The sequence below is a fragment of the Hymenobacter nivis genome (genome assembly GCF_006439025.1).
GTDB classification, from domain to species: Bacteria; Bacteroidota; Bacteroidia; order Cytophagales; family Hymenobacteraceae; genus Hymenobacter; species Hymenobacter nivis_A.
On the sequence record NZ_RCYZ01000002.1, the window covers coordinates 527,246 to 548,113 of the forward strand.

Annotated in this window: 17 protein-coding genes; 6 read left to right on the forward strand and 11 right to left on the reverse strand. The window is 65.6% G+C overall.

Features of this window, described 5'->3' with window-relative positions; translation table 11 throughout:
• The first annotated feature begins 103 nt into the window (after positions 1 to 103).
• The gene (locus EAH73_RS06795; RefSeq protein WP_140465724.1) at positions 104 to 823 is read left to right on the forward strand and encodes a 2-phosphosulfolactate phosphatase; all 720 of its coding nucleotides are present in this window, start codon (positions 104 to 106) and stop codon (positions 821 to 823) included.
• Positions 824 to 838: 15 nt separating this feature from the next.
• Here the strand turns inward: EAH73_RS06795 and EAH73_RS06800 are convergent, their stop codons facing one another.
• Both EAH73_RS06800 and dtd read right to left on the reverse strand, forming a co-directional pair.
• The gene (locus EAH73_RS06800) at positions 839 to 1,165 is read right to left on the reverse strand and encodes a nucleotide pyrophosphohydrolase (RefSeq protein ID WP_140465725.1); all 327 of its coding nucleotides are present in this window, start codon (positions 1,163 to 1,165) and stop codon (positions 839 to 841) included.
• Positions 1,166 to 1,288: 123 nt separating this feature from the next.
• The gene (gene dtd, locus EAH73_RS06805; protein WP_140465726.1) at positions 1,289 to 1,738 is read right to left on the reverse strand and encodes a D-aminoacyl-tRNA deacylase; all 450 of its coding nucleotides are present in this window, start codon (positions 1,736 to 1,738) and stop codon (positions 1,289 to 1,291) included.
• 97 nt (positions 1,739 to 1,835) lie between these two features.
• On the opposite strand from dtd, the gene EAH73_RS06810 reads away from it, so the two are divergent.
• Entirely contained in the window at positions 1,836 to 3,401 is a 1,566-nt protein-coding gene (locus tag EAH73_RS06810) for a hypothetical protein (RefSeq protein ID WP_140465727.1), read from the forward strand.
• A 185-nt stretch (positions 3,402 to 3,586) separates the two neighbouring features.
• Here EAH73_RS06810 and mltG read toward each other — a convergent pair whose 3' ends face one another.
• Together mltG and EAH73_RS06820 are read right to left on the reverse strand one after the other, a co-directional pair.
• Positions 3,587 to 4,624: an endolytic transglycosylase MltG gene (gene mltG, locus EAH73_RS06815; RefSeq protein WP_140465728.1), complete on the reverse strand. Its 1,038-nt coding sequence runs from the start codon at positions 4,622 to 4,624 to the stop codon at positions 3,587 to 3,589.
• A gap of 192 nt (positions 4,625 to 4,816) precedes the next feature.
• Positions 4,817 to 5,986, reverse strand: a complete 1,170-nt coding sequence (locus EAH73_RS06820) for a ribonuclease D (RefSeq protein ID WP_140465729.1) — start codon at positions 5,984 to 5,986, stop codon at positions 4,817 to 4,819.
• A gap of 236 nt (positions 5,987 to 6,222) precedes the next feature.
• On the opposite strand from EAH73_RS06820, the gene EAH73_RS06825 reads away from it, so the two are divergent.
• Together EAH73_RS06825 and EAH73_RS06830 are read left to right on the forward strand one after the other, a co-directional pair.
• On the forward strand, positions 6,223 to 9,300 hold the full coding sequence (locus EAH73_RS06825) for a SusC/RagA family TonB-linked outer membrane protein (RefSeq protein ID WP_140465730.1): 3,078 nt from the start codon (positions 6,223 to 6,225) through the stop codon (positions 9,298 to 9,300).
• Positions 9,301 to 9,338: 38 nt separating this feature from the next.
• On the forward strand, positions 9,339 to 10,700 hold the full coding sequence (locus EAH73_RS06830) for a RagB/SusD family nutrient uptake outer membrane protein (RefSeq protein ID WP_140465731.1): 1,362 nt from the start codon (positions 9,339 to 9,341) through the stop codon (positions 10,698 to 10,700).
• Between the two features lie 78 nt (positions 10,701 to 10,778).
• Here the strand turns inward: EAH73_RS06830 and EAH73_RS06835 are convergent, their stop codons facing one another.
• Complete coding sequence (locus EAH73_RS06835; RefSeq protein ID WP_140465732.1) at positions 10,779 to 11,690, reverse strand: prohibitin family protein; 912 nt, start codon at positions 11,688 to 11,690, stop codon at positions 10,779 to 10,781.
• Positions 11,691 to 11,787: 97 nt separating this feature from the next.
• On the reverse strand, positions 11,788 to 12,255 hold the full coding sequence (locus tag EAH73_RS06840; protein ID WP_140465733.1) for a hypothetical protein: 468 nt from the start codon (positions 12,253 to 12,255) through the stop codon (positions 11,788 to 11,790).
• 118 nt (positions 12,256 to 12,373) lie between these two features.
• Here EAH73_RS06840 and EAH73_RS06845 point away from each other — a divergent pair, with 118 nt between their 5' ends.
• Positions 12,374 to 12,613 (forward strand): hypothetical protein, encoded by a 240-nt coding sequence (locus EAH73_RS06845; RefSeq protein ID WP_140465734.1) that lies wholly within the window; start codon positions 12,374 to 12,376, stop codon positions 12,611 to 12,613.
• Between the two features lie 73 nt (positions 12,614 to 12,686).
• Here the strand turns inward: EAH73_RS06845 and EAH73_RS06850 are convergent, their stop codons facing one another.
• From EAH73_RS06850 to EAH73_RS06860, 3 genes are all read right to left on the reverse strand, one after another.
• Complete coding sequence (locus EAH73_RS06850; protein ID WP_140465735.1) at positions 12,687 to 12,995, reverse strand: hypothetical protein; 309 nt, start codon at positions 12,993 to 12,995, stop codon at positions 12,687 to 12,689.
• 98 nt (positions 12,996 to 13,093) lie between these two features.
• Entirely contained in the window at positions 13,094 to 14,350 is a 1,257-nt protein-coding gene (locus tag EAH73_RS06855) for an S-adenosylmethionine:tRNA ribosyltransferase-isomerase (RefSeq protein WP_140465736.1), read from the reverse strand.
• Between the two features lie 106 nt (positions 14,351 to 14,456).
• A complete protein-coding gene (locus tag EAH73_RS06860; RefSeq protein WP_140465737.1) occupies positions 14,457 to 15,179 on the reverse strand; it encodes a class I SAM-dependent methyltransferase in 723 nt (240 codons plus the stop codon).
• Positions 15,180 to 15,467: 288 nt separating this feature from the next.
• Between EAH73_RS06860 and EAH73_RS23365 the strand changes: the two genes are divergently transcribed.
• A complete protein-coding gene (locus EAH73_RS23365) occupies positions 15,468 to 16,091 on the forward strand; it encodes a hypothetical protein (RefSeq protein WP_193560188.1) in 624 nt (207 codons plus the stop codon).
• Positions 16,092 to 16,164: 73 nt separating this feature from the next.
• Here EAH73_RS23365 and priA read toward each other — a convergent pair whose 3' ends face one another.
• Entirely contained in the window at positions 16,165 to 18,708 is a 2,544-nt protein-coding gene (priA, locus tag EAH73_RS06870) for a primosomal protein N' (protein WP_140465738.1), read from the reverse strand.
• Positions 18,709 to 18,784: 76 nt separating this feature from the next.
• Positions 18,785 to 20,815 carry a thioredoxin domain-containing protein gene (locus EAH73_RS06875; protein ID WP_140465739.1) on the reverse strand — a complete coding sequence of 677 codons (2,031 nt, stop codon included), beginning with the start codon at positions 20,813 to 20,815 and terminating at the stop codon, positions 18,785 to 18,787.
• Positions 20,816 to 20,868 lie beyond the last annotated feature (53 nt).

Consider the following 20,868-nt stretch of genomic DNA (forward strand, 5'->3'; position numbering starts at 1 on the left):
TTGCAGTAAATGAATGCTGCTAATTGTTCGGCTGTCCCCAGGTCCTTCGCGGCGCTCAGGATGACACGCGTATTGCCAGTTTCAAATTCAATAAGCTCCCAGAATGCCTGCTCTAGACGTTTGTTTTTCCCCCGATTTGCTGCCGCTATACGATTTACGGGGCCGGGTGGCGGTTATCGTGGACGTGCTGCGGGCCAGTACCACCATCGTCACGGCCTTGGTGGCGGGCGTCACGCACGTGTTTCCGGTGGGTACCCTCGACGAGTGCGCGGCGCTGGGGGCCCAAGGCTGCCTGACGGCGGCCGAGCGCGACGGCGTGCCGGCCGAGGGCTTCGACCTAGGCAACTCGCCCTTCGGCTTCCTCGACCCCGCCCGGCCGGTGCGGGGCCGCGCCCTGGCCATCAGCACCACCAACGGCACCCAGGCCCTGCGCCGCTCGCTGGCGGCCGAGGCCGTCGTTATCGGCGGCTTCGTGAACCTGACGGCCGTGGCCAATTTTGCCGAGCAGCAGCAGCGCGACGTGCTGGTGGTGTGCGCTGGCTGGAAGGGCCAATTCTGCCTCGAAGACACCTTGTTTGGTGGGGCCCTGGCCGCCCGCCTGGGGCCCCTGGGCTTCGACGTGCACCACTCCGACAGCACCCTGGCCGCGCTGAACATGTGGCAGCAAGCCCGCGTGGATCTGCCCGGCTACCTGCTGCAATCGGCCGCCGTGCGCCGCCTCAACGCCTTGGAAGCCAACGACGACTTCCTGTTCTGCACTAAAATAGACACCTACGCCAACGCCCTGCCTTTGCTGACGAACGACCGGCTGACGCTGGCGTAGGGCCCCGGGGACCAGCTACTTCAGTTTCTCGTTGTTGTGGTGCCGCTGGGCGTCGCGCTGGGTTTTCTTGGCCAGGTTGCGCGTCATGGCCTCGGTGAGGTTGACGCCGGTTTGGTTGGCCAGGCAGATGACGACGAACAGCACGTCGGCCAGCTCGTCGCCCAGTTCGTGGCCTTTGTCCGACTCCTTGAACGACTGCTCGCCGTACTGCCGGGCAATGAGCCGGGCCACCTCGCCCACCTCCTCGGTGAGAATGGCCATGTTGGTGAGCTCGTTGAAGTAGCGGACGCCGGTGGTCGTAATCCACTGGTCGACGGTTTGTTGGGCTTGCTCGATGGTCATGGTGTGGCGTTGATTTTGATGATAAAAATAGTGGGCTGATTGTACCGCCAAGCTGCGCTTGGCCTCACGCCAGGGCCTCTAAGAGCAGCATACGCAAGGCCAAGCACAGATTGGCGGTACACGCTACCCGGCGGGCGAGTCGAGCACGATGGTGACGGGTCCATCGTTCACCAGGCTCACCTGCATGTCGGCCCCAAAGATGCCGGTGGGCACGGGGCGGCCCAGCAGTTCGGCCACCAGGGCCACAAACTGCTGGTAGAGCGGCTCGGCCACGGCCGGCGGGGCAGCGCCCACGTAGCTGGGGCGGTTGCCCTTGCGGGCGTCGGCGAGTAGCGTGAACTGGCTCACCACCAGCACTTCGCCGCCGGTGTCGAGCACGCTGCGGTTCATCTGGCCGGCATCGTCGGCGAAAATGCGGAGCTGCACCAGCTTGCGGGCCATCCAGGCCAGCTGGGCGGGGCCATCGGCGGGCGCGACGCCGGCCAGCACTAGCAGGCCCGGCCCGATGTGGCCCGTAACGGCCTCCGCCACGGTAACCTGCGCGCTGCGAACGCGCTGAATAACAAGGCGCATAAGAAAAAGTAAGTGGAACAGTAGCTCGCCGGGGCCCCAGCGGGCGCCCGTGCCGACCTTTGCGCCGGCCCGGCTCCGGGGCCCTAATTGCCTCCGAATGCCCGCAAATAACGCCGCCCCGCCGCTTCCCGCTCTGCCCAGTGCCCGCTGGGGGCTGGGCCTGGCGCTGCTGGCGGTGCTGGGCCTGCGCCTGTGGCACCTGTTTGCCAACGGCTTGCCCGACTACGACTCGGTGCGCAACTGGCAGCTGGTGCAGGAGCTGGCGCACGGCGATGGTCATTCCATGTTCTTCACGGCCGGACCGGGCTTCAACCTGCTCTTTGCTCTGCTGGCCTGCATTACGGCCGATGTGCGGGCGTTTCAGGTGGCCAACGTGCTACTGGGCGCAGCGGGGCTGGGGCTATTTGCGCAGTTTGTGGGGCAGGCGGTGGTGGCCAGCGGCCGGCCCTGGCGCCCCGCTGAGGCGGCGGCGCTGGTACTGCTGGGCGGCACCGGGCTGCTGCTCACGTTTTCGGGGCGCGACTTCACGGCGGGCGCGGGCGGGCTGGTGCTGGCCGCGGGCCTGTTGCGCAGCCACTTCCGGCGGGTGCAGGCGGGGCCCCTGGCCGGGCGGCAAGCGGCGCTGCGCAGTGCCGCGTGGTGGCTGGCGGCGGGCCTGTGCTACAGCTATAAGTTCCTGCTGGTGCTGCCCATATTGGGGGGCCTGGAGGTGTGGCGGGCCGACTGGCCGGCCTGGCGCGGGGCTGTGAAGTGGCAGGTGCTGGCCCGCCTGGCCCTGCCCTACATCGTGCTGATGGCCGCCGGGGCCCTGCTGGCCGGCCTGCCCTGGTACCGCTGGCCGGCCACCTACGTGCGCTTGGTGCTGCCCGACGCGCCCAACCCCGCCGGCCGGCAGCTGGTGCTTAGCCCCGACTTTTTCTTCTACTTCCGCTACCTGGCGGCGTTTGAGTCGCCGGTGCTACTGCCGGGGCTGGTGGCGGGCGCGTGGCTGGGGTGGCGGCAGTGGCGGGCGCGGCCGCCGGGGCCCGCGGGCCGGCCGCTGCCGCTGCTGCTGTACCTGGGCATTTGGGCGGGGTGCTGGCTGGCGGGCATGGCCCTGCTCCAAAAAGCGCCCCGCGGCCTCACCTACGCCTACCTGCCGCTGGCGGCGCTGGTCGTGCTCAGCCTGAGCCACTTGCCCCGCCGCTGGTGGGGCCCCGGGGCCGCCGTGCTGCTGGCCGCCCTAGCCCTGAATGGTTACCGGCTCTGGCAGCACATTTACCGCTACCCGCCCAGCCGCTACCCCGAAGTAGCCGCCTGGCTGCGCGCCCACGGGGCCCGGCGCGTGGCCAGCACCGTGGGCCTGGGCCTGGCTCCATACTGGGCCGATGACCAGGATTTTACCAGCATCACCGACGAGCGCCAGTTGGGGGCCCTGCGCCGCCAGGGCTACGACTACGTGGTGCTCGACGCCTACTGGCAAGTGGCCGGCGTGGTGCAGTTCGACTCGCTGCGCCGCCAGCGCCCGCTGGCCGCTTGGCCCGAGGCTCGCCTCACCGAGCCGCTGCTGTTCCTGGAGCATTCCGAATTCACCGGCCTCAACTACGCCCAAACCCTGGAGTGGCAGCGCGAGTCCGCGCACGATTCGGTGCAGCTGCGCGTGTACCGCCTGGGGCCCCGGTAGCGGGGTTTACTTATTGTGTATTGCTTAGAATAAGCGCAAAAAAAGGCCGTCATGCTGAGCGCAGCCGAAGCATCTCTACCGCGCAAGTAATCTAGCCAATTAGGTTAGGTACGCGGTAGAGATGCTTCGGCTGCGCTCAGCATGACGGCCTTGGAATGGTTATTTAATCAACAACTAACCCCGCCTCACCGCTTCACGCCCAGGCTGTCGAGGTGGTGCTGGTAGCGGCGGGCGTTGCGTTTGTGCTGGGCGTAGGTGACGGCGAAGTCGGAGAGGCCGCTGCCGTCGGGGCGGGCGCAGAAGAATAGATTGTCGTTGTGGGCGGGGCGCAGCACGGCGTCGAGCGAGCTGGCGCGGGGCGTGGTGATGGGGCCCGGCGGCAGGCCCTTGTGGCGGTAGGTGTTGTAGGGCGAATCGACTTTTTTGTCCACGTTCAGCACGCGCTTGCGGGTGCCGAGGCCGTGCAGGGGCCACAGCAGGGTAGGGTCGGCCTGCAGGGGCAGGCCCAGGCGGAGGCGGTTGAGGTACACGGCGGCAATCAGGGGCTTGTCGGTGGGCTGGGCCGTTTCGCGCTGCACAATGCTGGCCAGCACGCCCACCTGCACCGGCGTGAGGCCCAGCGAATCGGCCCGGGCCCGGCGCACCGGCGACCAAAACCGGCGGTGCCGCGCCGCCACGGTATCGAGGAAAGCGGCGGCGCTGGTGTTCCACAGCAGGCGGTAGGGCCCCGGGATGAACAGCGTGCGCACCGTGCAGGTGTCGAGGCCGTAGCGGGCGCGCAGGCCGGCGTTGTTGTTCAGCAACAGGCTGATTTTGAACGAATCGGCCTCGATTTGGCGGCTCACCTGCCGGGGCAGGTTTTCGAGGTAATGGAAGGGCTTGAGCTCAAACTGCACCGTGTCCTGCGGGCCGCTTTCGAGCAGCCGCACCAAGGCCAGGTTGCCCAGCCCGGGGCCCAGGCGGTAGCGGCCGGGCCGCACGTGCGCCGGGTAGCCCCGCCAGCGCGCCACCCAGTCAAACGCCCCCGGCGCTTGCAGCAGCCCCTGCCGCCGCAGCGAGTCGCGCACGGCCCCGTAGCCGCTGCCGGTGCGGATGTACAGGTAGGCGTCGCCCTCCTCAAACGCCACTACGCTAGGCCGGTACAGCACCCGCCACGCCGCGTAGCCGCCCGCCGCCAGCAACCCCAGCGCCCCCAAACATCCAATTAACAGCCAACGGCGCATCGCACTCAGGTAAGAAATGAAAGCCGCCCCGGGGCCCCAACCGCCAAGGCAGGCCCAAAGGTTCGGGGGCCCCAGCGGGCAGCCCCGGCCCCGGCCGGCCGCGAAACAGGGCCCCGGCAATAAAAAAAGTGGTCCGGCGACCCATAAGCCGCCGGACCACGCCGTTCCAAATGACTGCCCGGCGCAGCCTTCCTAAAAGGGCTGCGCGATTTGCGCGTAGTCCTCGCCGTGCTTTTCGGCGGCGGCTTGCAGCAGCTGCTGCTGCCACGGGCGCAGGGCCCCCGCGGCGCCCTGCTCCACGATGTCGGCGATGAGGCGGTTGCTGAGCACCATGTTGGCCATCACGGGGCCCTGGTCGGCGGCGAGGTGGGCCTTGAGGGCCAGCAGCAGGGTTTCGCGGGCTTCGGCGCGGTTGGCGGCGGCCCCGTTCAGGCGGCGGCGGAAGGGGAACTTGCGCTGGTCGGGGGGCAGCGGGGCCTCGTCGGGCAGGTCGGTGGTGCCGATGGCCAGCAGCTGGTCGGCGTAGGGCGCGCGCTTCAGCTCGGGGTGCAGGCCGTTGGCGGCGCGCAGCTGGTTGGCGGTTTCGATGGGCTGCCGGGCCAGCTCGGCCAGCCGGTCGTTGCTAATGACGTGGTAGGGCGGGCGGTCGAGCTGCCGCGCCACGGTGTCGCGCAGCTTGTATAGCTCCCGGAACACCGGCATTTCCTGGGGCGTAATCTTGAACTTGGCGGCGTTGCGGGCCCAGGGGCGGGGCTCGTCGCGGCCGTAGCGCACGGCTTCCAGGGCGTGGTTTTCCTCGGCGGCCCACTGGGCGCGGCCCATTTCGGCGAGGCGGGCGGCCAAGCGGTCGGTCAGCTCGAACAGGTACAGCACGTCGTTGGCGGCGTACTCCTTCTGGGCCTCGGTGAGGGGGCGCTTCAGCCAGTTCGACTTCTGCTCGCCCTTGTCTACCTCAAAACCCAACTCGCTCTGAATGAGGCGTCCCAAAGAAATGTTGTTGTCCTCGGCCGCCAGCAGACTGAACTGCACGCTGGTATCGACGATGGTGCGGCAGTTGACGCCGAACACCTCGTCGAGCAGTAGAATGTCCGACTTGCAGGAGTGGAACACCTTGGCCACGGCCGGGTCGCGCAGCACGGCAAACAGCGGCTCGAGGCCGGCGGCCATGTCGGGCTCCAGCGGGAGCGGGTCGATGAGGTACGCCTCCTGCCCGTCGAACACTTGGATGAGCGCCAGGTGCCGGCCGTAGCGGTAGCGCATGTCGTCAAACTCCAAATCGATGCCGATGCGCGGCAGGGTGGCGAAGTGGGCAGCCGCGGCCGCGATGGCGTCGGCGGTGGTGAGGTAGTGGATCGTGGGCATCGCCGGCAAAAGTAGGGGCCCGGGCCCCGTTGCCTACCAAAAGCTGATTGGCCCGCCAATACAAATAGTTTGCTATGCCCAGGTAAGGGTAAAAAAAATAGGGGTTAAGTGAAGTTTTTGTTAACTTGATAATAGATTTGCCATTCTAAATTAATGCTGTTTTAAGAAAAACTAGTGTTTTTAGGCGTTGATCCCCCTCGTTTTGCTTTTTCAACTTTAACCTCTGCCGTATGGAAATGAAACGTTTTACTCACTCCCGACTGCTGCTACTGCTGCTGAGTTGGTTACTGGCCGCGCCCGCCTGGGCCCAAAGCCAGGCCGTTAGCGGCCGCGTGTTGGGCTCCGACAGCGGGGCCCTGCCCGGCGTGACCGTGCTGGAGCAGGGCACCACCAACGGGGCCACCACCGGCGCCGACGGCACTTTCCGCCTGAGCGTGGGGCCCCGGGCCGCGCTGGTGTTCAGCTCCGTAGGCTACGCCACCCAAACCGTGGCCGTGGGCGGCCAGGCCACCGTGAACGTGACGCTGCAAGCCAGCGCTACCGAGCTGAGCGAGGCCGTGGTGGTGGGCTACGGCACCCAAACCAAGGCCGACCTCACGGGCTCTGTGGCCCAGCTTTCGAGCAAAGACGTGGGCAACCAGCCCGTGCAGTCGTTCGAGCAGTCCATCCAGGGCAAGGCGGCTGGCGTGTTCATCGAGAGCAGCAGCGGCAAGCTGGGCCAGGGCATCCGGGTGCGGGTGCGCGGCGTGTCGAGCATCAGCGGCGACACGCAGCCGCTGTACGTGGTGGACGGCATCCCGGTGCTCGCCGACAACCTGTCGTCGACGTCGGCCGCCACCAACCCCATCGGCGACATCAACCCCAACGACATCGAGAGCATCAGCGTGCTGAAAGATGCCTCGGCCACGGCCATTTACGGCTCGCGGGCCACCAACGGCGTGGTCATCGTGACGACCAAGCGCGGCCGCGTGGGCGCCACCAAGTTCACCGTGGCCTACCAGACCGGCCTGAGCAAGCCCACCCACCTGCGCGATTTCCTGAACGCGGCGCAGTACACCGAGCTGCTCACCGAGGCCCGCAACAACAGCGGCTACTCGGCGGCGTCCACGGCCACGCGCCTGGGCATCATCGCCGGCGGCCAAGACCCCAAGAGCTTCGACAGCGACTGGCAGCGCGAGGCGTTTCAGCACGCCCCGTTTTCGCAGTACGACCTGAGCGCCAGCGGCGGCTCGGAGAAGACGCGGTTCTTCATCTCGGGCCAGTACAGCGACCAGAACGGCATCATCGTGGGCAACCGCTACCAGCGCATGAACGCCCGCTTCAACCTCGACCACCAGGCCACCGATAAGCTGAGCTTCGGTACCAACGTAGGGGCCACCCGCTCCGTCAACAAGCGCCTGCCCAACGATAACGCCTTCAGCTCGCCGATGCAGATTGTGGCGCTCTCGCCCCTGACGCCCATCACCGACCCGCGCACCAACCTGCCCGCCGGGGCCCTCGACCCCGCCACCGGCACCTACAGCACCAACTTCCCGTTCTACTACAACCCCCTGCTGAGCATCGCGGGGGGCTCGTACATCACCACCACCTACCGGCTGCTGGGCAATGTGTACGCGCAGTACAAGTTCACGCCGGAGCTGTACTTCCGCTCCGAAGTGGGCGTCGATTTCACCAACTACAACGAGGAGCAGTACCTGGGCCGCATTACCTCGCGCAACAGCGGCCCCACCAACGGCTACGGCTACAATGCGGCCCAGGTGAACGCCAAGCTGGTGGTAAACAACTACTTCAACTACCACAAAACGTTTGCCGAGCAGCACCTGCTCGACGTGACCGTGGGCACGGCCTACGAGCAGGGCCAGATCACGGGCAACAACGTGACCGGCACCCAGTTTGCCTCCGATGCCTACAAAACCATCGCCAACGCCTCGTCCATCACGGCGGGCAGCTCGTTCAACAACGGCGGCAACACGCTCGTTTCGTACTTCGGCCGCCTCTCGTACGCCTACGCCGGCAAGTACCTGGTGGGCGGCAGCGCCCGCCTCGACGGCTCGTCGCGCTTCGGCGCCAACAACCGCTACGGCCTATTTTCGGCCGGCTCGCTGGGTTGGCTCATCTCGGAGGAGGAATTTCTGAAGGGTAACACCACGCTGAGCACGCTTAAGGTGCGGGCCAGCATTGGCAAAACCGGCAACCAGGGCTTCGGCAACTTCCCCTCGCGCAACTTGTACAGCGGCACCACCGGCTACGTGGGCGTGCCCGGCCAGTCGCCGCTGCAGCTCGGCAACCCCGACCTGACTTGGGAATCGACCACGCAGTACGACGGGGGCCTGGAGTACGGCTTCTTCGACAACCGCATCTCGGGCGAGCTGGACGTCTACCTGAAAAATACCAACGGCCTGGCCCTCAACCAGCCTGTGCCGCTGACCACCGGTTTCAGCTCGATTTTCCGCAATGTGGGCAGCCTGCAAAACAAGGGCATCGAGTTCACGCTGACGACCCGCAACTTCGTGGGGGATTTTGCCTGGACGACCAGCTTCAACGCGGCCATCAACCGCAACAAAATCACGAACCTCAACGGGCCGTCCATCCTGGGCAGCAACCTCAGCCGCGCCCAGGAGGGCCAGCCGCTAGGCGTATTTGTGGGCCCCGAGTACGCCGGCGTGGACGCCGCCAACGGCGACGCGCTCTACTACTCCAACGCTACGATGGCCGACGGCAGCCTCGACCGCTCGACCACCAACGACATCAACGGCGCGACCTACGTGGTGGTGGGCAACCCCAACCCGACCTGGACGGGCGGCATTACCAACACCCTCTCCTACAAAGGCATCGACCTGACGGCGACGCTGGTGGGCGTGTTCGGCAACCAGATTTACGACGGTGGGGCCCAGTTCTACTCGGTGGCCTTCAACAACGGCTACGACAACCAGACCACCGACCAGCTCGGCCGCTGGCAGAAGCCGGGCGACATCACCAACGTGCCCAAGGCCTACTTTGCCGACGGCAACGGCACGGGCGCCTCGTCGCGCTTTGTGCGCAACGGCGACTACGGCCGCCTGCGCACCGTGCTGCTGGGCTACAACCTGCCCAGCAGCGTGGCCAAGCGCGGCTACCTGCAATCGGCCCGCATCTTCGTGCAGGGCCTCAACTTGCTGACCTTCACCAAGTACAAAGGCTGGGACCCCGAAGTGAGCACCGACTACCTGACCGGCACGGGCAGCACGAGCCAGAACAACATCAACCAGGGCACGGACTTCTACACCGCGCCGCAGGCGCGCACCTTCACGGTGGGCGTCAACCTGGGCTTCTAAGCCGCCGGGGCCCTACTTCTTCTCAACGCGCTACTCTTATGAAAAAAATAGTATTTGGGCTGCTGGCCGCCTGCCTCGCGGCGGGCACGCTGCCGAGCTGCAACAATAAGCTCAACGTGGTGCCCGTCGATTCCATCGACGCCGGCAATGCCCTGAGCACTTCCGACGACGTGCAGGCCGCCCTGGTGGGCAGCTACACCAGCCTGCAGTCCGTCGATGCGTACGGCGGGTACTTGCAGTTCGATTCGGACCTGCTGGCTGATGACGGCGATTTCACCTTCGTGGGGACGTACATCGGCCCGTTCCAGTTTCAGCGCAAAAGCATTCGCCGCGACAACGCCAACGCGCAAAATACCTGGGGCCGCGGCTACATCACCATCAACCGCACCAACAACGTGCTGGCCAACCTGGACAAGGTGACGGCCGCCACCAGCAAGGCCCGGACGGAGGGCGAGGCTCGGTTCCTGCGGGCACTGACGTACTTCGACCTGGTGCGCCAGTACGCCCGCGCCTGGAACGACGGCACGCCCAGCGCCAACCCCGGCGTGCCCCTGGTGACCACGCCCACCGGCACCGTAACGGAGGCCAACCTGCTGGCCCGCAACACGGTGGCCGAGGTGTATGCCCAAGTCATTACCGATCTGACGACGGCCGAAGCGCAGCTGCCCGCCAGCAACGGCATCTTCGCCAATAAGTACGCCGCGGCGGCCATCCTCTCGCGGGTGTACTTGCAGCAGGGCCGCTACTCGGAGGCGGCGGCCGCCGCCAACCGCGCCGCCGCGGGGCCCTATTCGCTCAACCCTGACTACGACACCGAGTTTTACCAGGGCACCGCCTTGCTGGCCAACACGGCAGAAGACATCTTCGCCGTCCAAAATTCGGCCCAGAGCGGCACCAACCAGCTGAACGTGTTCTATTCGGAAAACCAGCGGGGCGACATAAGTGTGAACGACCAGCTGCTCAACCAGTTTGAGGCCGGCGACGACCGCGCCGGCCTGTTCACGGCAACCACCAACCAGACCTATTCCAACAAGTACGACGCGCTGTACGGCAACATCAAGCTCATCCGCCTGGCCGAAATGTACCTGACCCGCGCCGAGGGCAACTTCCGCGCCGGCACCGCGGTGGGGGCCTCGCCGCTGAGCGACGTGAACCGGGTGCGGGCCCGCGTGGGCCTGCCGGCGCTGGCCACCGTCACGCTGCCCATCATCCTCAAGGAGCGCAAGCTGGAACTGGCCTTCGAGGGCTTCCGCCTCGGCGACCTCAAGCGCAACCAGGAGTCCACCACCGACCCCGTTACCAAGGCCCCCATTGCCTGGAACTCGCCGCGCCTGGTGCTGCCCATCCCGCTGGCCGAAATCAACGCGAACCCCAACCTGGTGCAGAACCCCGGGTACTAACCGGCGCAGCGCCAAACGCAAAACAGGGCCCCCAACCGCGGTTGGGGGCCCTGTTTTGCGTTTGGTAGCCGGCGAAGTTTACTTCTCGCCGATGAGCAGCTGGGGCTGGGCCCCCCGGCCGCCGCCCATGATGATGACCTTGGCGTTGGGGGAGGTGGCGATGGCCTGGTTGGCCTTGATGTTCTCGTACTGCAACAGCTTGTCGCTCAGCTCGGTGTTCACGATGCGCTGGTAGTCGGCAATGCCCTGGGCTTCTACGCGCTTGCGCTCGGCTTCCTGCTTCTCCTTTTGCAGCACAAACTGCATCTTCTGGGCGTCCTGCTCGGCCGAAATCTTGCTCTCGATGCTGGCCTTCACCGACTGCGGGAGCTGGATGTTGCGGATGAGGAGCTGGTCGAGCTGGAGGCCGTTGCTGCGGAAATCCTTCTCAATTGCGTTCAGGATGCGGGTCTGGAACTCGTCGCGGCGCGTCGAGTACAGGGCCACCGCGTCGTAGTACACGGCGTTGTCGCGGATGCGGGTGCGGGCCAGGGCGCGCACAACCTTGTCCTGGTAGTCTTCGCCGATGGTGGCCAGGATTTTAGGGGCCTGGGCGGGCACTACGTGGTAGAGCACGGTGAGGTCGATGACCACCTCCAGGCCGTCGGCCGAGAGCACCCGGATGGCGTCGTCGCCGGCCTGCTGGCCCTCGGTGCGCACCGCCGACATGGTGTAGTTCTGGGTGCGGGTGTCGAAGCGCGTCACGTCCACGAGCGGGTTCACCAGGCTCAGGCCGGGCTGGAGCACGCGCGGCTGCACCTGCCCAAACAGCGTTTGGACGCCCACCTGGCCCACGCCCACCTGCACCAGCGTGCTGAAGCCGGCCCCGAGCACGAGCAGCGCGCCGCCCAGGAAAATAAGGCCCCCGCGCAGCCGCTCCACGCGCTCCGAAAAGCGGCTGGCGTTCAGGCCCACCACCAAAATAAAGAAACCAACAATAACCAAAAACATGGGACGGGAAAGAGAAATTTGGGGCCCCACCGGCGCGCGGGCACGCGAAAGCGCCCGGGCCGGAAGCCGTTAATTTTCAACAATTAACCCCCGCAATTCATTCGTCGTCCGCGTCGGATTCAAAGTCCAGGTTGCGGGCCAGGTCCATACCCTCGCGGGCAATTTCGGCCAGCAGGTGGGGCGTGTCGGCGTCGAGGGTGCGGCCGAAGAGGTTGAGCAATTCCTCGCCTTGCTCGTTCACGTAGAGGTTGTCGTAGAGCTGGTCGAACAGCTGGGCTTCGCGGCCGATGATGCGGTCAATGTCCGCGGGCGAGCGGCTCTGCTCCAGAGCCCGGTGCAGCACGGCCAGGGCGCGGCGGCTCTCCTCGTGGTCGCCGAGGTCGGCCAGCAGCTTCAGCAAGCTCATGGCAATGCCCAGGCGCAGCTGCTCGAACCGGAACGATTGATCGGGCGGTGCGGCGGCCCGGAACTGGTCGTGGGCCCCGCGGGCGGTGGGGGTGAGGTACTGGGCGGCCTCGGCCGGGGCGGCGAAGGCGAGGTGCAGGAGTTGTTCGTAGGGCGACATGGGGGCGGGAAACACAGCTGAGCCGTGGGCAAACGAAGGCCGGCAGGCTACCTTCGCGCCGAAAGTTACGAGGCGAACGGGCCCCGGCTTTCTTCCCTCGACCCCTAACCTTGCCCCCATGACGCACAAGAAGAAATGGTTACTATTTGCGCCCGCTGGGCTGCTCGTCATTGGCGCCGGCGCCAGCATGGTGCACTGGGCCGGCAGCTTGAAGGACCGCCGGACGCCCACCAAGCACTGGGTGGCCGTCGGCACCGCCGCCCTGGTTGTGCTGAACGCCGGCGTTAGCCTGTTCGGCCGCGGCGTAGCGGAAAGTGTCCTGTACCAATTGCGGGAGAAGCCCGCGCCGGACGCGTAGGGCCCCCACGGCCAGCCCACAAAAAAAAGCCCCGGATTACTCCGGGGCTTTTTTTGCGAGCTAAGAAGCAGACCTACTCGGTCTTATCTTCCAGTTTAGCGCTGCTCTTTTTGGCTTTGCGGCTGGCTTTCAGGCTAGCGCTTTTCGTTTTGCGGGCGGCCTTTTTGGCACCGTGCTCCACGGCGTTGGCGCCTTTCTTAACGAGGTTGCCGGCGGCATCCGTCGTGTTTTCGAGGGCTTGGCCCACGTTGGTTTTACCGGTCGTGGTCACTACTTTCTTCGTGCCGTTGTCGCGCACTTTCACTTCGGTGGTAGGCGTGGTTTGGGCGAAAGCAGCGGTGGTGAAGGCGAAGCTGGCGAGCAACAGAAGTGCTTTTTTCATGGTTGGGAGTAAATAATTGTGATGCGGCTTTGTACGATCCCGCTAGGCAAAGGTTATTGGCAAGGAGCGTGCCAGAGCAATAAAATCAGCCTAAAATTTCATTCCTGTTCCGGCAGCAGCAGCGAGCTATCGCCGTAGCTCAAAAACCGGTAATCGTGGGCCAGGGCGTGGTCGTACACGGCGCGCCAGCCGGGTCCCAGCAGGGCGGCCACCAGCAGCAGCAAGGTGCTTTCGGGCTGGTGGAAATTGGTGACGAGCCCCTGCACCAGCCGGAAGCGGTAGCCGGGCCCGATGAGCAGCCGGGTGCTGGCCTCCAGCGTGTCGGTGCCGGTGGCCTCCAGGTGGCGCAGCAGGGCCCCCAGCGCCTCCTCAGCCGAAACGTCGGGGGCTTCTTCATAAGGCTGCCACTGCCCCACGGCCAGCGCGGGGCCCGCGGGGGCCCCCGCGGCCAGGGCCGCGCCCAGCCAGTACAGGCTTTCGAGGGTGCGCAGGCTGGTGGTGCCCACGGCGATGACCGGCCGCGGCCGGTGGGCCAGCAACTGGCGCAGCAGGGCGGCCGTTACCAGCAGGGGCTCGGTGTGCATGGGGTGCTCGGCCATGCGGGCGGCCTTCACGGGCTGGAAGGTGCCGGCGCCCACGTGCAGCGTGACGTGCGCCGTTTCAAAACCTTGGGTACGCAGCTCGGCCAGCAGCTCGGGTGTGAAGTGCAGGCCGGCGGTGGGGGCGGCCACGGCGCCCTCGTGGGCGGCGTACACGGTTTGGTAGCGCACGGCGTCGGCGGCGGTGTTGGGGCGGCCCAGGTAGGGCGGCAGGGGCAGGTGGCCGGCGGCTTGCAGCACCTCGGCGAAGGTGAGGGCCCCGGGGGCCCAGTGGAAATCGACGAGGGCCGTGCCGCCGGCTTCGCGGGCCTGGCGGGTGGCCCACAGGGTGGCGGGCTGGCCGCCGGGAGCCGTGAACTCGACGGCTACGGGGCCCTCTTTCCAGCGGCGGCCGTTGCCCACCAGGCAGCGCCAGGTGCAGGCCTCGGCCTGGGCCAGGGCGGGCTCCAGGGCCCGGTGCGGGGCCACGGGCTCGAGGCAGAACAGCTCGACGGCCCCGCCCGTGAGCCGGTGGGCCAGCAGCCGGGCCCGCACCACCTTGGTGTCGTTAAACACCAGCAGGGCCCCGGCGGGCAGCTCGGTGGGCAAGTCGCGGAAGGTGCGGTCCTGAATAACGCCGCCGCGGCTCACCAGCAGGCGGCTGGCGGCGCGGTCGGGCAGGGGCTCGGGGGCAATGCGCCCGGGCGGCAAGTCGTACACAAAATCTAGGATGGCGAGCTGGCGCGGGTCCGTCGGCGGGGCTGGAAGCTGGTTCATGGCCCCAAAGGTCAGGTTTTCAATCAAAGAATGAGGCTTAAAAACTAAAAAGGAACCCGCCGTTACCCGCGCCCTTTTATTTTTTAAGCCTTATTCTTTGATTGAATCAGGGCCGGCGGAACAGCAGCAGGTGCTGCTGGGGCAGGGTTTCGATGGTGCCGGCAAACTCCAGGCCGATGGCGGCCATCTCCTTGCGGGCCTGGGCCACGTCCATCTTGTGGATGCGCTTGATGGGCACGTCGGGGTCTTCGGCGCGGTACTCGACCAGGGCCAGGCGGCCGGTGCCGGGGCGCAGGGCCTGCCGAATGGCGCGGCCCATCTCGCGCGGGTAGTCGAACTCGTGGTAGGCGTCCACGATCAGCACCAGGTCCACGGCGCTGGCGGGCAGGTTGGGGTTGCTGGCCGTGCCCAGCACGGGGCGCACGTTGGTCAGGTGGTTGCGGGCCTTGTTGGCGGTCAGCTCGGCAATCATTTCAGGCTGAATATCAACGGCCAGCACCTGGCCCCGGGGCACCAGCCGGGCCATCCGAAACGAGAAGTAGCCGGTGCCCGCCCCAATGTCGGCCACCACGTCGGTGGGCTTGAGTTTGAGTTCCTTGAGCAGTTGGTCGGTGCCTTCCTCCTGGCTGCGGCCGCGGCGCTCCAGCCAGTCGGCGCCCTCGTGGCCCATCACGTGGGCAATCTGGCGGCCCAGGTAATACTTGCCGATGCCGTTGGGGTCGCGGGGCGGGGCCAGTTCGTAGCCGCTGGTATCGGGCAGGGCCGGCGCAGCGGTAGCCGATGCGGCCAGGGCCCCCATGCGCCCGGTGGTGGCGGTTTCGGTAGGCATCTGAGCACAAGCTGCCAACAGGGCCCCTACGGCCGGGCCGGCCAACCAAATCACTGAATATTTACGCATAAGGAGGAGCTGCTATTCGCGCCGGACTAAACAGTAAACAGGGCCGTCTCGTTCAGCGCGCTGGCCTACGGCCGAGGTTAAATGGACCCGCTGGGGTACCCGCCTGGGCCGTTGCCCGGGGCCCTTGGGCCGAAAGAAAAGCGTAAAAAAATCAATAGCGCCTACTTTTACTTCTGAACGCCGTAAGCCAACTTTCATTTTATCCTAACCAAATACCTCATGAAAAAACTCTCTTCTCCCTTCGCTCGCTTGCTGGCCGTGGCCGGCTGCGCCCTCGCCCTGGGCAGCTGCAACCGCGCCGAGTACGCCATGCTCCCCAAAACATCGACCTACTACGGCGAGGCCGCGCACCGCCGCGTAGCTGCCGCGCCGGCCCCCGCTGCCGCCGTTGCCGAGCAGCCCACTGCTGCCGTGGCCGCCCCGGTAGCTGCCGCACCCGTGGCCGCTGCTCCGGTAGCTGCTGCGTCCGTGGTTGCTGTGGCGCCCGCCGCGGCTCCCCGCGCCCTGGCTGCGCCCGCCGCCGCCCCTGCTACTGCTGCCGCTACCGTAGCGGCCCCCAAGCCCACCTTGGTGCAGCGCTTTGTGGCCAAAAAGATGATGAAGAACGTGAACAAAAGCATGGACAAAATGATGGCCAAGGTGCAGGGCAAGCAGGCTACGGCCAACACGGCCCGCCTCGACGGCAACCTGCGCACGGGCATCATCGCCCTGCTCATCGCGGTCATCGCCTCGTTGTTCAGCGGCATCAGCGGCGGCGTGGGCACCATCTTCGGCGTCATCGCCATCGTGGCGGCCATCATCGGCCTGATCTTCCTGGTGCTGTGGCTGCTGGATAACATCTAGCCCAACCAAAACCAATAAAAAAGGGGCCCTGGCTATGCAGCCAGGGCCCCTTTTTTGTGCGGTGCCGGGGGCCCTACATGGGGTCCACGTCGGCCACCAGGCGGGCTTGCTTGAACTCCTTTTGGTCGCGCACTACATCCATGGCTTCGCCGATTTGCTGCTTGGCGTGGCGCAGCACGGTGTGGGCGCGCTCGAGCTTAATGGTGATTTCCTGCAAAAAGAAGTTGCGAATGCGGAAGATGTAGGGGGCTTCAGGGCCCAGTACGGCGCCCGCGCCCAGGCGCTCCACCAGCTCTTGGGCCAGCAGAATGGCCGCTTTTTCGCCCACGCCCTGCTCCACGTGCTTCACCGTCATCTTGATGATGCGGGTGAAGGGCGGGTAGCCGTGCTCGTGGCGCTGGGTGATTTCGTAGTTGTAAAACTCCTCGTAATCGTTGCGCATCACCTTGTCGAAGATGACCTGCGTGGGGTCGGCGGTCTGAATCAGTACCTTGCCTTTTTTGCCTTTGCGCCCGGCCCGGCCGCTCACCTGCACAAACATCTGGTAGGCCCGCTCGTGGGCCCGGAAGTCGGGATAGTGGATGATGCTGTCGGCGTTGATGATGCCCACCAAGCTCACGTTGGCAAAGTCGAGGCCCTTGGTCACCATCTGGGTGCCCACCAGCACGTTGGTGTTCTGCTTCTCGAAGTCGGAAATGATTTGCTGGTACGAGTTCTTGGCGCGGGTCGTGTCCAGGTCCATGCGCTGCACGTTGGCCTGGGGTAGCATGATTTTGAGGTCGTCCTCAATCTTTTCGGTGCCGAAGCCCACCGTCTTCACCGCCCGCGAGCCGCAGGCGGGGCACTTCACCACCATGCTTTCGTGGTAGCCGCAGTAGTGGCAGCGCAGCTCGTGGCTGTGCTTGTGGTAGCTCAGGCTCACGGCGCAGTTCGCGCACTTCGGAATCCAGCCGCAGTCGTCGCAGGCCACCACGGGCGAGTAGCCGCGCCGGTTCTGGAACAGGATGACCTGCTCCTGGGCCCCCAGCTTGCGCTCGATTTCGCCCAGCAGCTCGGCCGTGAAGTGGTTGTGCATCGACTTCTGCTCGCGGGCCTTGCGGGTATCCACCAGTTCCACGTCGGGCATGCCGGCCTCGCCAAAGCGCTTGCTTAGCGTAACCAGCCCGTAGCGGCCCTGGCGGGCCTGGTAATAGGTTTCGACGGCCGGCGTGGCCGAGCCCAGCAGCACCTTGGCGCCCTGGAAACTGCCCATCATCAGGGCCACTTCGCGGGCGTTGTAGCGCGGGGCGGGGTCGTATTGCTTGTAGCTGGACTCGTGCTCTTCATCCACGATGATGAGCGAGAGGTTGTCGAACGGCAGGAACACCGCCGAGCGCACGCCCACCACCACCTGGAAGCGTCCGCCGAGCACGCCGTTCCACACCTCCACCCGCTCATTATCCGAGAATTTGGAGTGGTACACGCCCAGCCGGGACCCAAACACGCGCATGAGGCGGGTTACAATCTGGGCCGTGAGGGCAATTTCGGGCAGCAGGTACAGCACCTGCCCGCCGCCGGCCAGCGCCTGCTGAATCAGGTCGATGTAAATCTCGGTCTTGCCCGCGCCCGTCACGCCGTGCAGCAAAGTGATGTCGCGGGCCCCAAAGTGCTGCATAATTTCGTCGCGGGCCGTAAGCTGGGCCGCAGTGAGGTCGAAATTGGGCTGGGTGGTGGCGCCGTCGTCCATGGGGAAGCGCGACACGATCTGGTCGAATTGCTCCAGCACACCGTTCTTAATCAGCGTGTTCACGGCCGAGGCCGACAGGCGCGGGCTGCTCGTGAGGGCTGCTTTTTCGAGGCCCGCGTGGTTGGCGTGCTCGTTCTGTACCACCGGCACGCGCTGCAAGTAGTGCAGCAGCGCATCGAGCTGCTTGGGCTTGCTGCCCAGCACGTTGAACAGCTCTTCCAGGGCCCCCGCGGTCACGTAGCGGTGGGCCAGGCGTACCTTTTTCAACACCTTGGGCGCGTACTTGTCAGCGGTGTGCTCAAAGAGGAAAATAACGTCCTTGTGCATCAAGGACTTGATGACTTTGTGGAACGAAGCAATGCCCAATAGGTCGCCCACTTCGGTGAACGTCAGGGCCTTGCCGTCGCTCACCGCGCCCAGCGCATCGATGATGAGCTCCTCCTGGGGTGTGAGCGGGTACTCGTTCTCCTCACGCGAAAAGCTTGGGTGCAACTGGATGCGCGACTCCGAGCTGAGCTTGAGCGCCGCTGGCAGTGCCGCGTTAATCACTTCGCCCAGCGTGCAGAGGTAATAGTCTGCCATCCAGCGGAATAGCTTGAGCTGGGGCTGCGTAACAACGGGCGCGTCGTCGATGAATTCGAGGATGTATTTGGCTTGGTAGTTAGTCGGCGGCGTTTCGTGCACGGCGGCCACAATGCAGCTCAGCGTCTTCTTGGCCCCGAACTGCACGATGACGCGGCCCCCAATCACCACGTTGTCGTTCAGCTCGAACGGCACGCGGTAGGTGTAGAGCCGGGGCAGCGGCAGGGGCAAAATCACGTCCACAAACAGCGTCACCCGGTCGGGCGCACTGGCCGGGGTCGGCGCAACAAAGTCTAAAGCGAGGGTCAAAACAGCGGTGGGGTAGGGCAGGAGAGGTGCTTCGGCAAGCAGACGCCAGATGGGCCTGACGGCTTAATTACCGACATTATTCTAAAGATAACGCCGCCCGGGCATCGGCCACGGTTTGCACGGGGGCCTGGCAGGTGTAGTTGCGGCACACATAAATATCGGTGTGGCCGGGCCGGGCCGGGCGGTGCTGGAGCAGCGGCAGCGGGCCCATTTTAGGGCCCCCGGCCAGCACGGTATCGAACAGAAACTGCTGGTTCAGCTCGGCGCGGAAGGCGTCGGTTTGGTGGCCCACAATGGCGATTTCGGGCCCCGGGTGCAGCAGCGCGGCGTACAGCGACGCCCAGTTGGCCAAGTGCTGGGGCTCCTTCACTACCAGCTCGCGCACCTGGGCCAGCATGGCAGCAGCCAGGTCCACGTAGTCGGTCCGGTCGAGGTGGCGGCCCAGGCGGCGCAGGTTGTGGGCCATCACCGAGTTGGAGCCCGGAATGACGTTGTCGAACAGCTCCTTTTTGCGGGCGATGAGCGGCTCGGCGTGGCTGTCGGTATAAAAGAACAGCTGCTCGGCCGGGTCGAAAAACTGCGCCCGTACGTACTCCGTTAGGGTCTCGGCGGTGCGCAGCCACTGCTCGTTAAATGTCACTTCGTACAGGCTGATGTAGGCCTGAATCACGAGCGCGTAGTCCTCCAGAAAGCCGTCGATGTGCGCCGTGCCCGCCTTGTAGGTGCGCCATAGCTGGGGCCCCCGGCGCAGGTTTTTTTCGATGAAAGCTGCGTTGCGCTCCGCCATGGCCAGAAATTCGGGCTCGCCAAACGCCCGGTAAGCGTCGGTGAGGCCTTGCAGCAACAGGGCGTTCCAGCCGGTCAGGATCTTATCGTCGAGGCCGGGGCGCACCCGGTCGGCGCGCACGGCCATTATTTTCTGCTTCCAGCCGGCCACCCGCTCGGCCAGGGCCCCCAGCGTGAGGTGGTGGTGGGCGGCAAAGTCGGCGTCGGACTCGCGGCGGTGCAGAATGTTGCGGCCGTGCTCCCAGTTGCCCGCTGCGGTGCAGTTGTAGTAATCAGAAAACAACGGTTCCTCGGGGCCCAAAATCTCGACCAACTCGTCTTTGGTGAAGACGTAAAATTTGCCCTCCTCGCCCTCGCTGTCGGCGTCGAGCGATGAGAAAAAGCCGCCTTCCTCGCTCGTTAGCTCCAGGCGCACGAACTCCACGGTGTCGTACACCACGCTGCGAAACAAAGGCTCGCCGGTCAGTTGGAAGGCTTCGCTGTAGAGGCTCACCAGCTGGCCGTTGTCGTAGAGCATCTTCTCGAAGTGTGGGGCCAGCCACTCGCCGTCCACCGAGTAGCGGGCGAAGCCGCCGTGGGCCTGGTCGTAAATGCCACCCCAGGCCATTTCGCGCAGCGTGAGCACGGCTTGCTGGAGGGCCTCCGCGCTGCCCGTGGCAGCGTGGGCGCGCAGCAAAAACCGCCAGATGCTGGGCATAGGGAACTTGGGGGCCCTATTGGTGCCGCCGCGCTCAAGGTCAAATTTCAGTCCCAGGTGGTACAGCAGCAGCTTAAACTCGTCGGCCGATACGCCGCCGCCCGCTGTGGTGCCGTATTTCTCTAGCTCGCTGGCCCCGATGACGGTCACAAACCGGGCGGCTGACTGTTCCAACTCGTCGCGGTGTTCGCCGGCGTAGGCCTCGCCGATGTTGGCCAGCAGCTGCGTCCAGCTGGCCCGGGGGAAGTACGTGCCGCCGTAGAACGGCTTAGCGTCGGCCGTTAGGAACACGTTCAGCGGCCAGCCGCCCTGCACGCCCATCGCGTGAAGCGCGTCCATGTACACCTGGTCCACGTCGGGCCGCTCCTCGCGGTCCACCTTGATGCACACAAAGTGCGTGTTCATCACCGCCGCCACTGCTTCGTGCTCAAACGATTCGCGCTCCATCACGTGGCACCAGTGGCAGGCCGCGTAGCCAATGCTCACTAGGATGGGCTTTTGCTCGGCGCGGGCGCGGGCCAGCGCCTCGGGGCCCCACGGGTACCAGTCCACGGGGTTGTAGGCGTGCTGAAGCAGGTAGGGGCTGGTTTCGTGGGCGAGGCGGTTGGGGGCGTGTTCGGGCATGGGCGGGGCAAAACTGGAGCGGCGGTTAAACAACAAACCCGGCTAACAAGGCC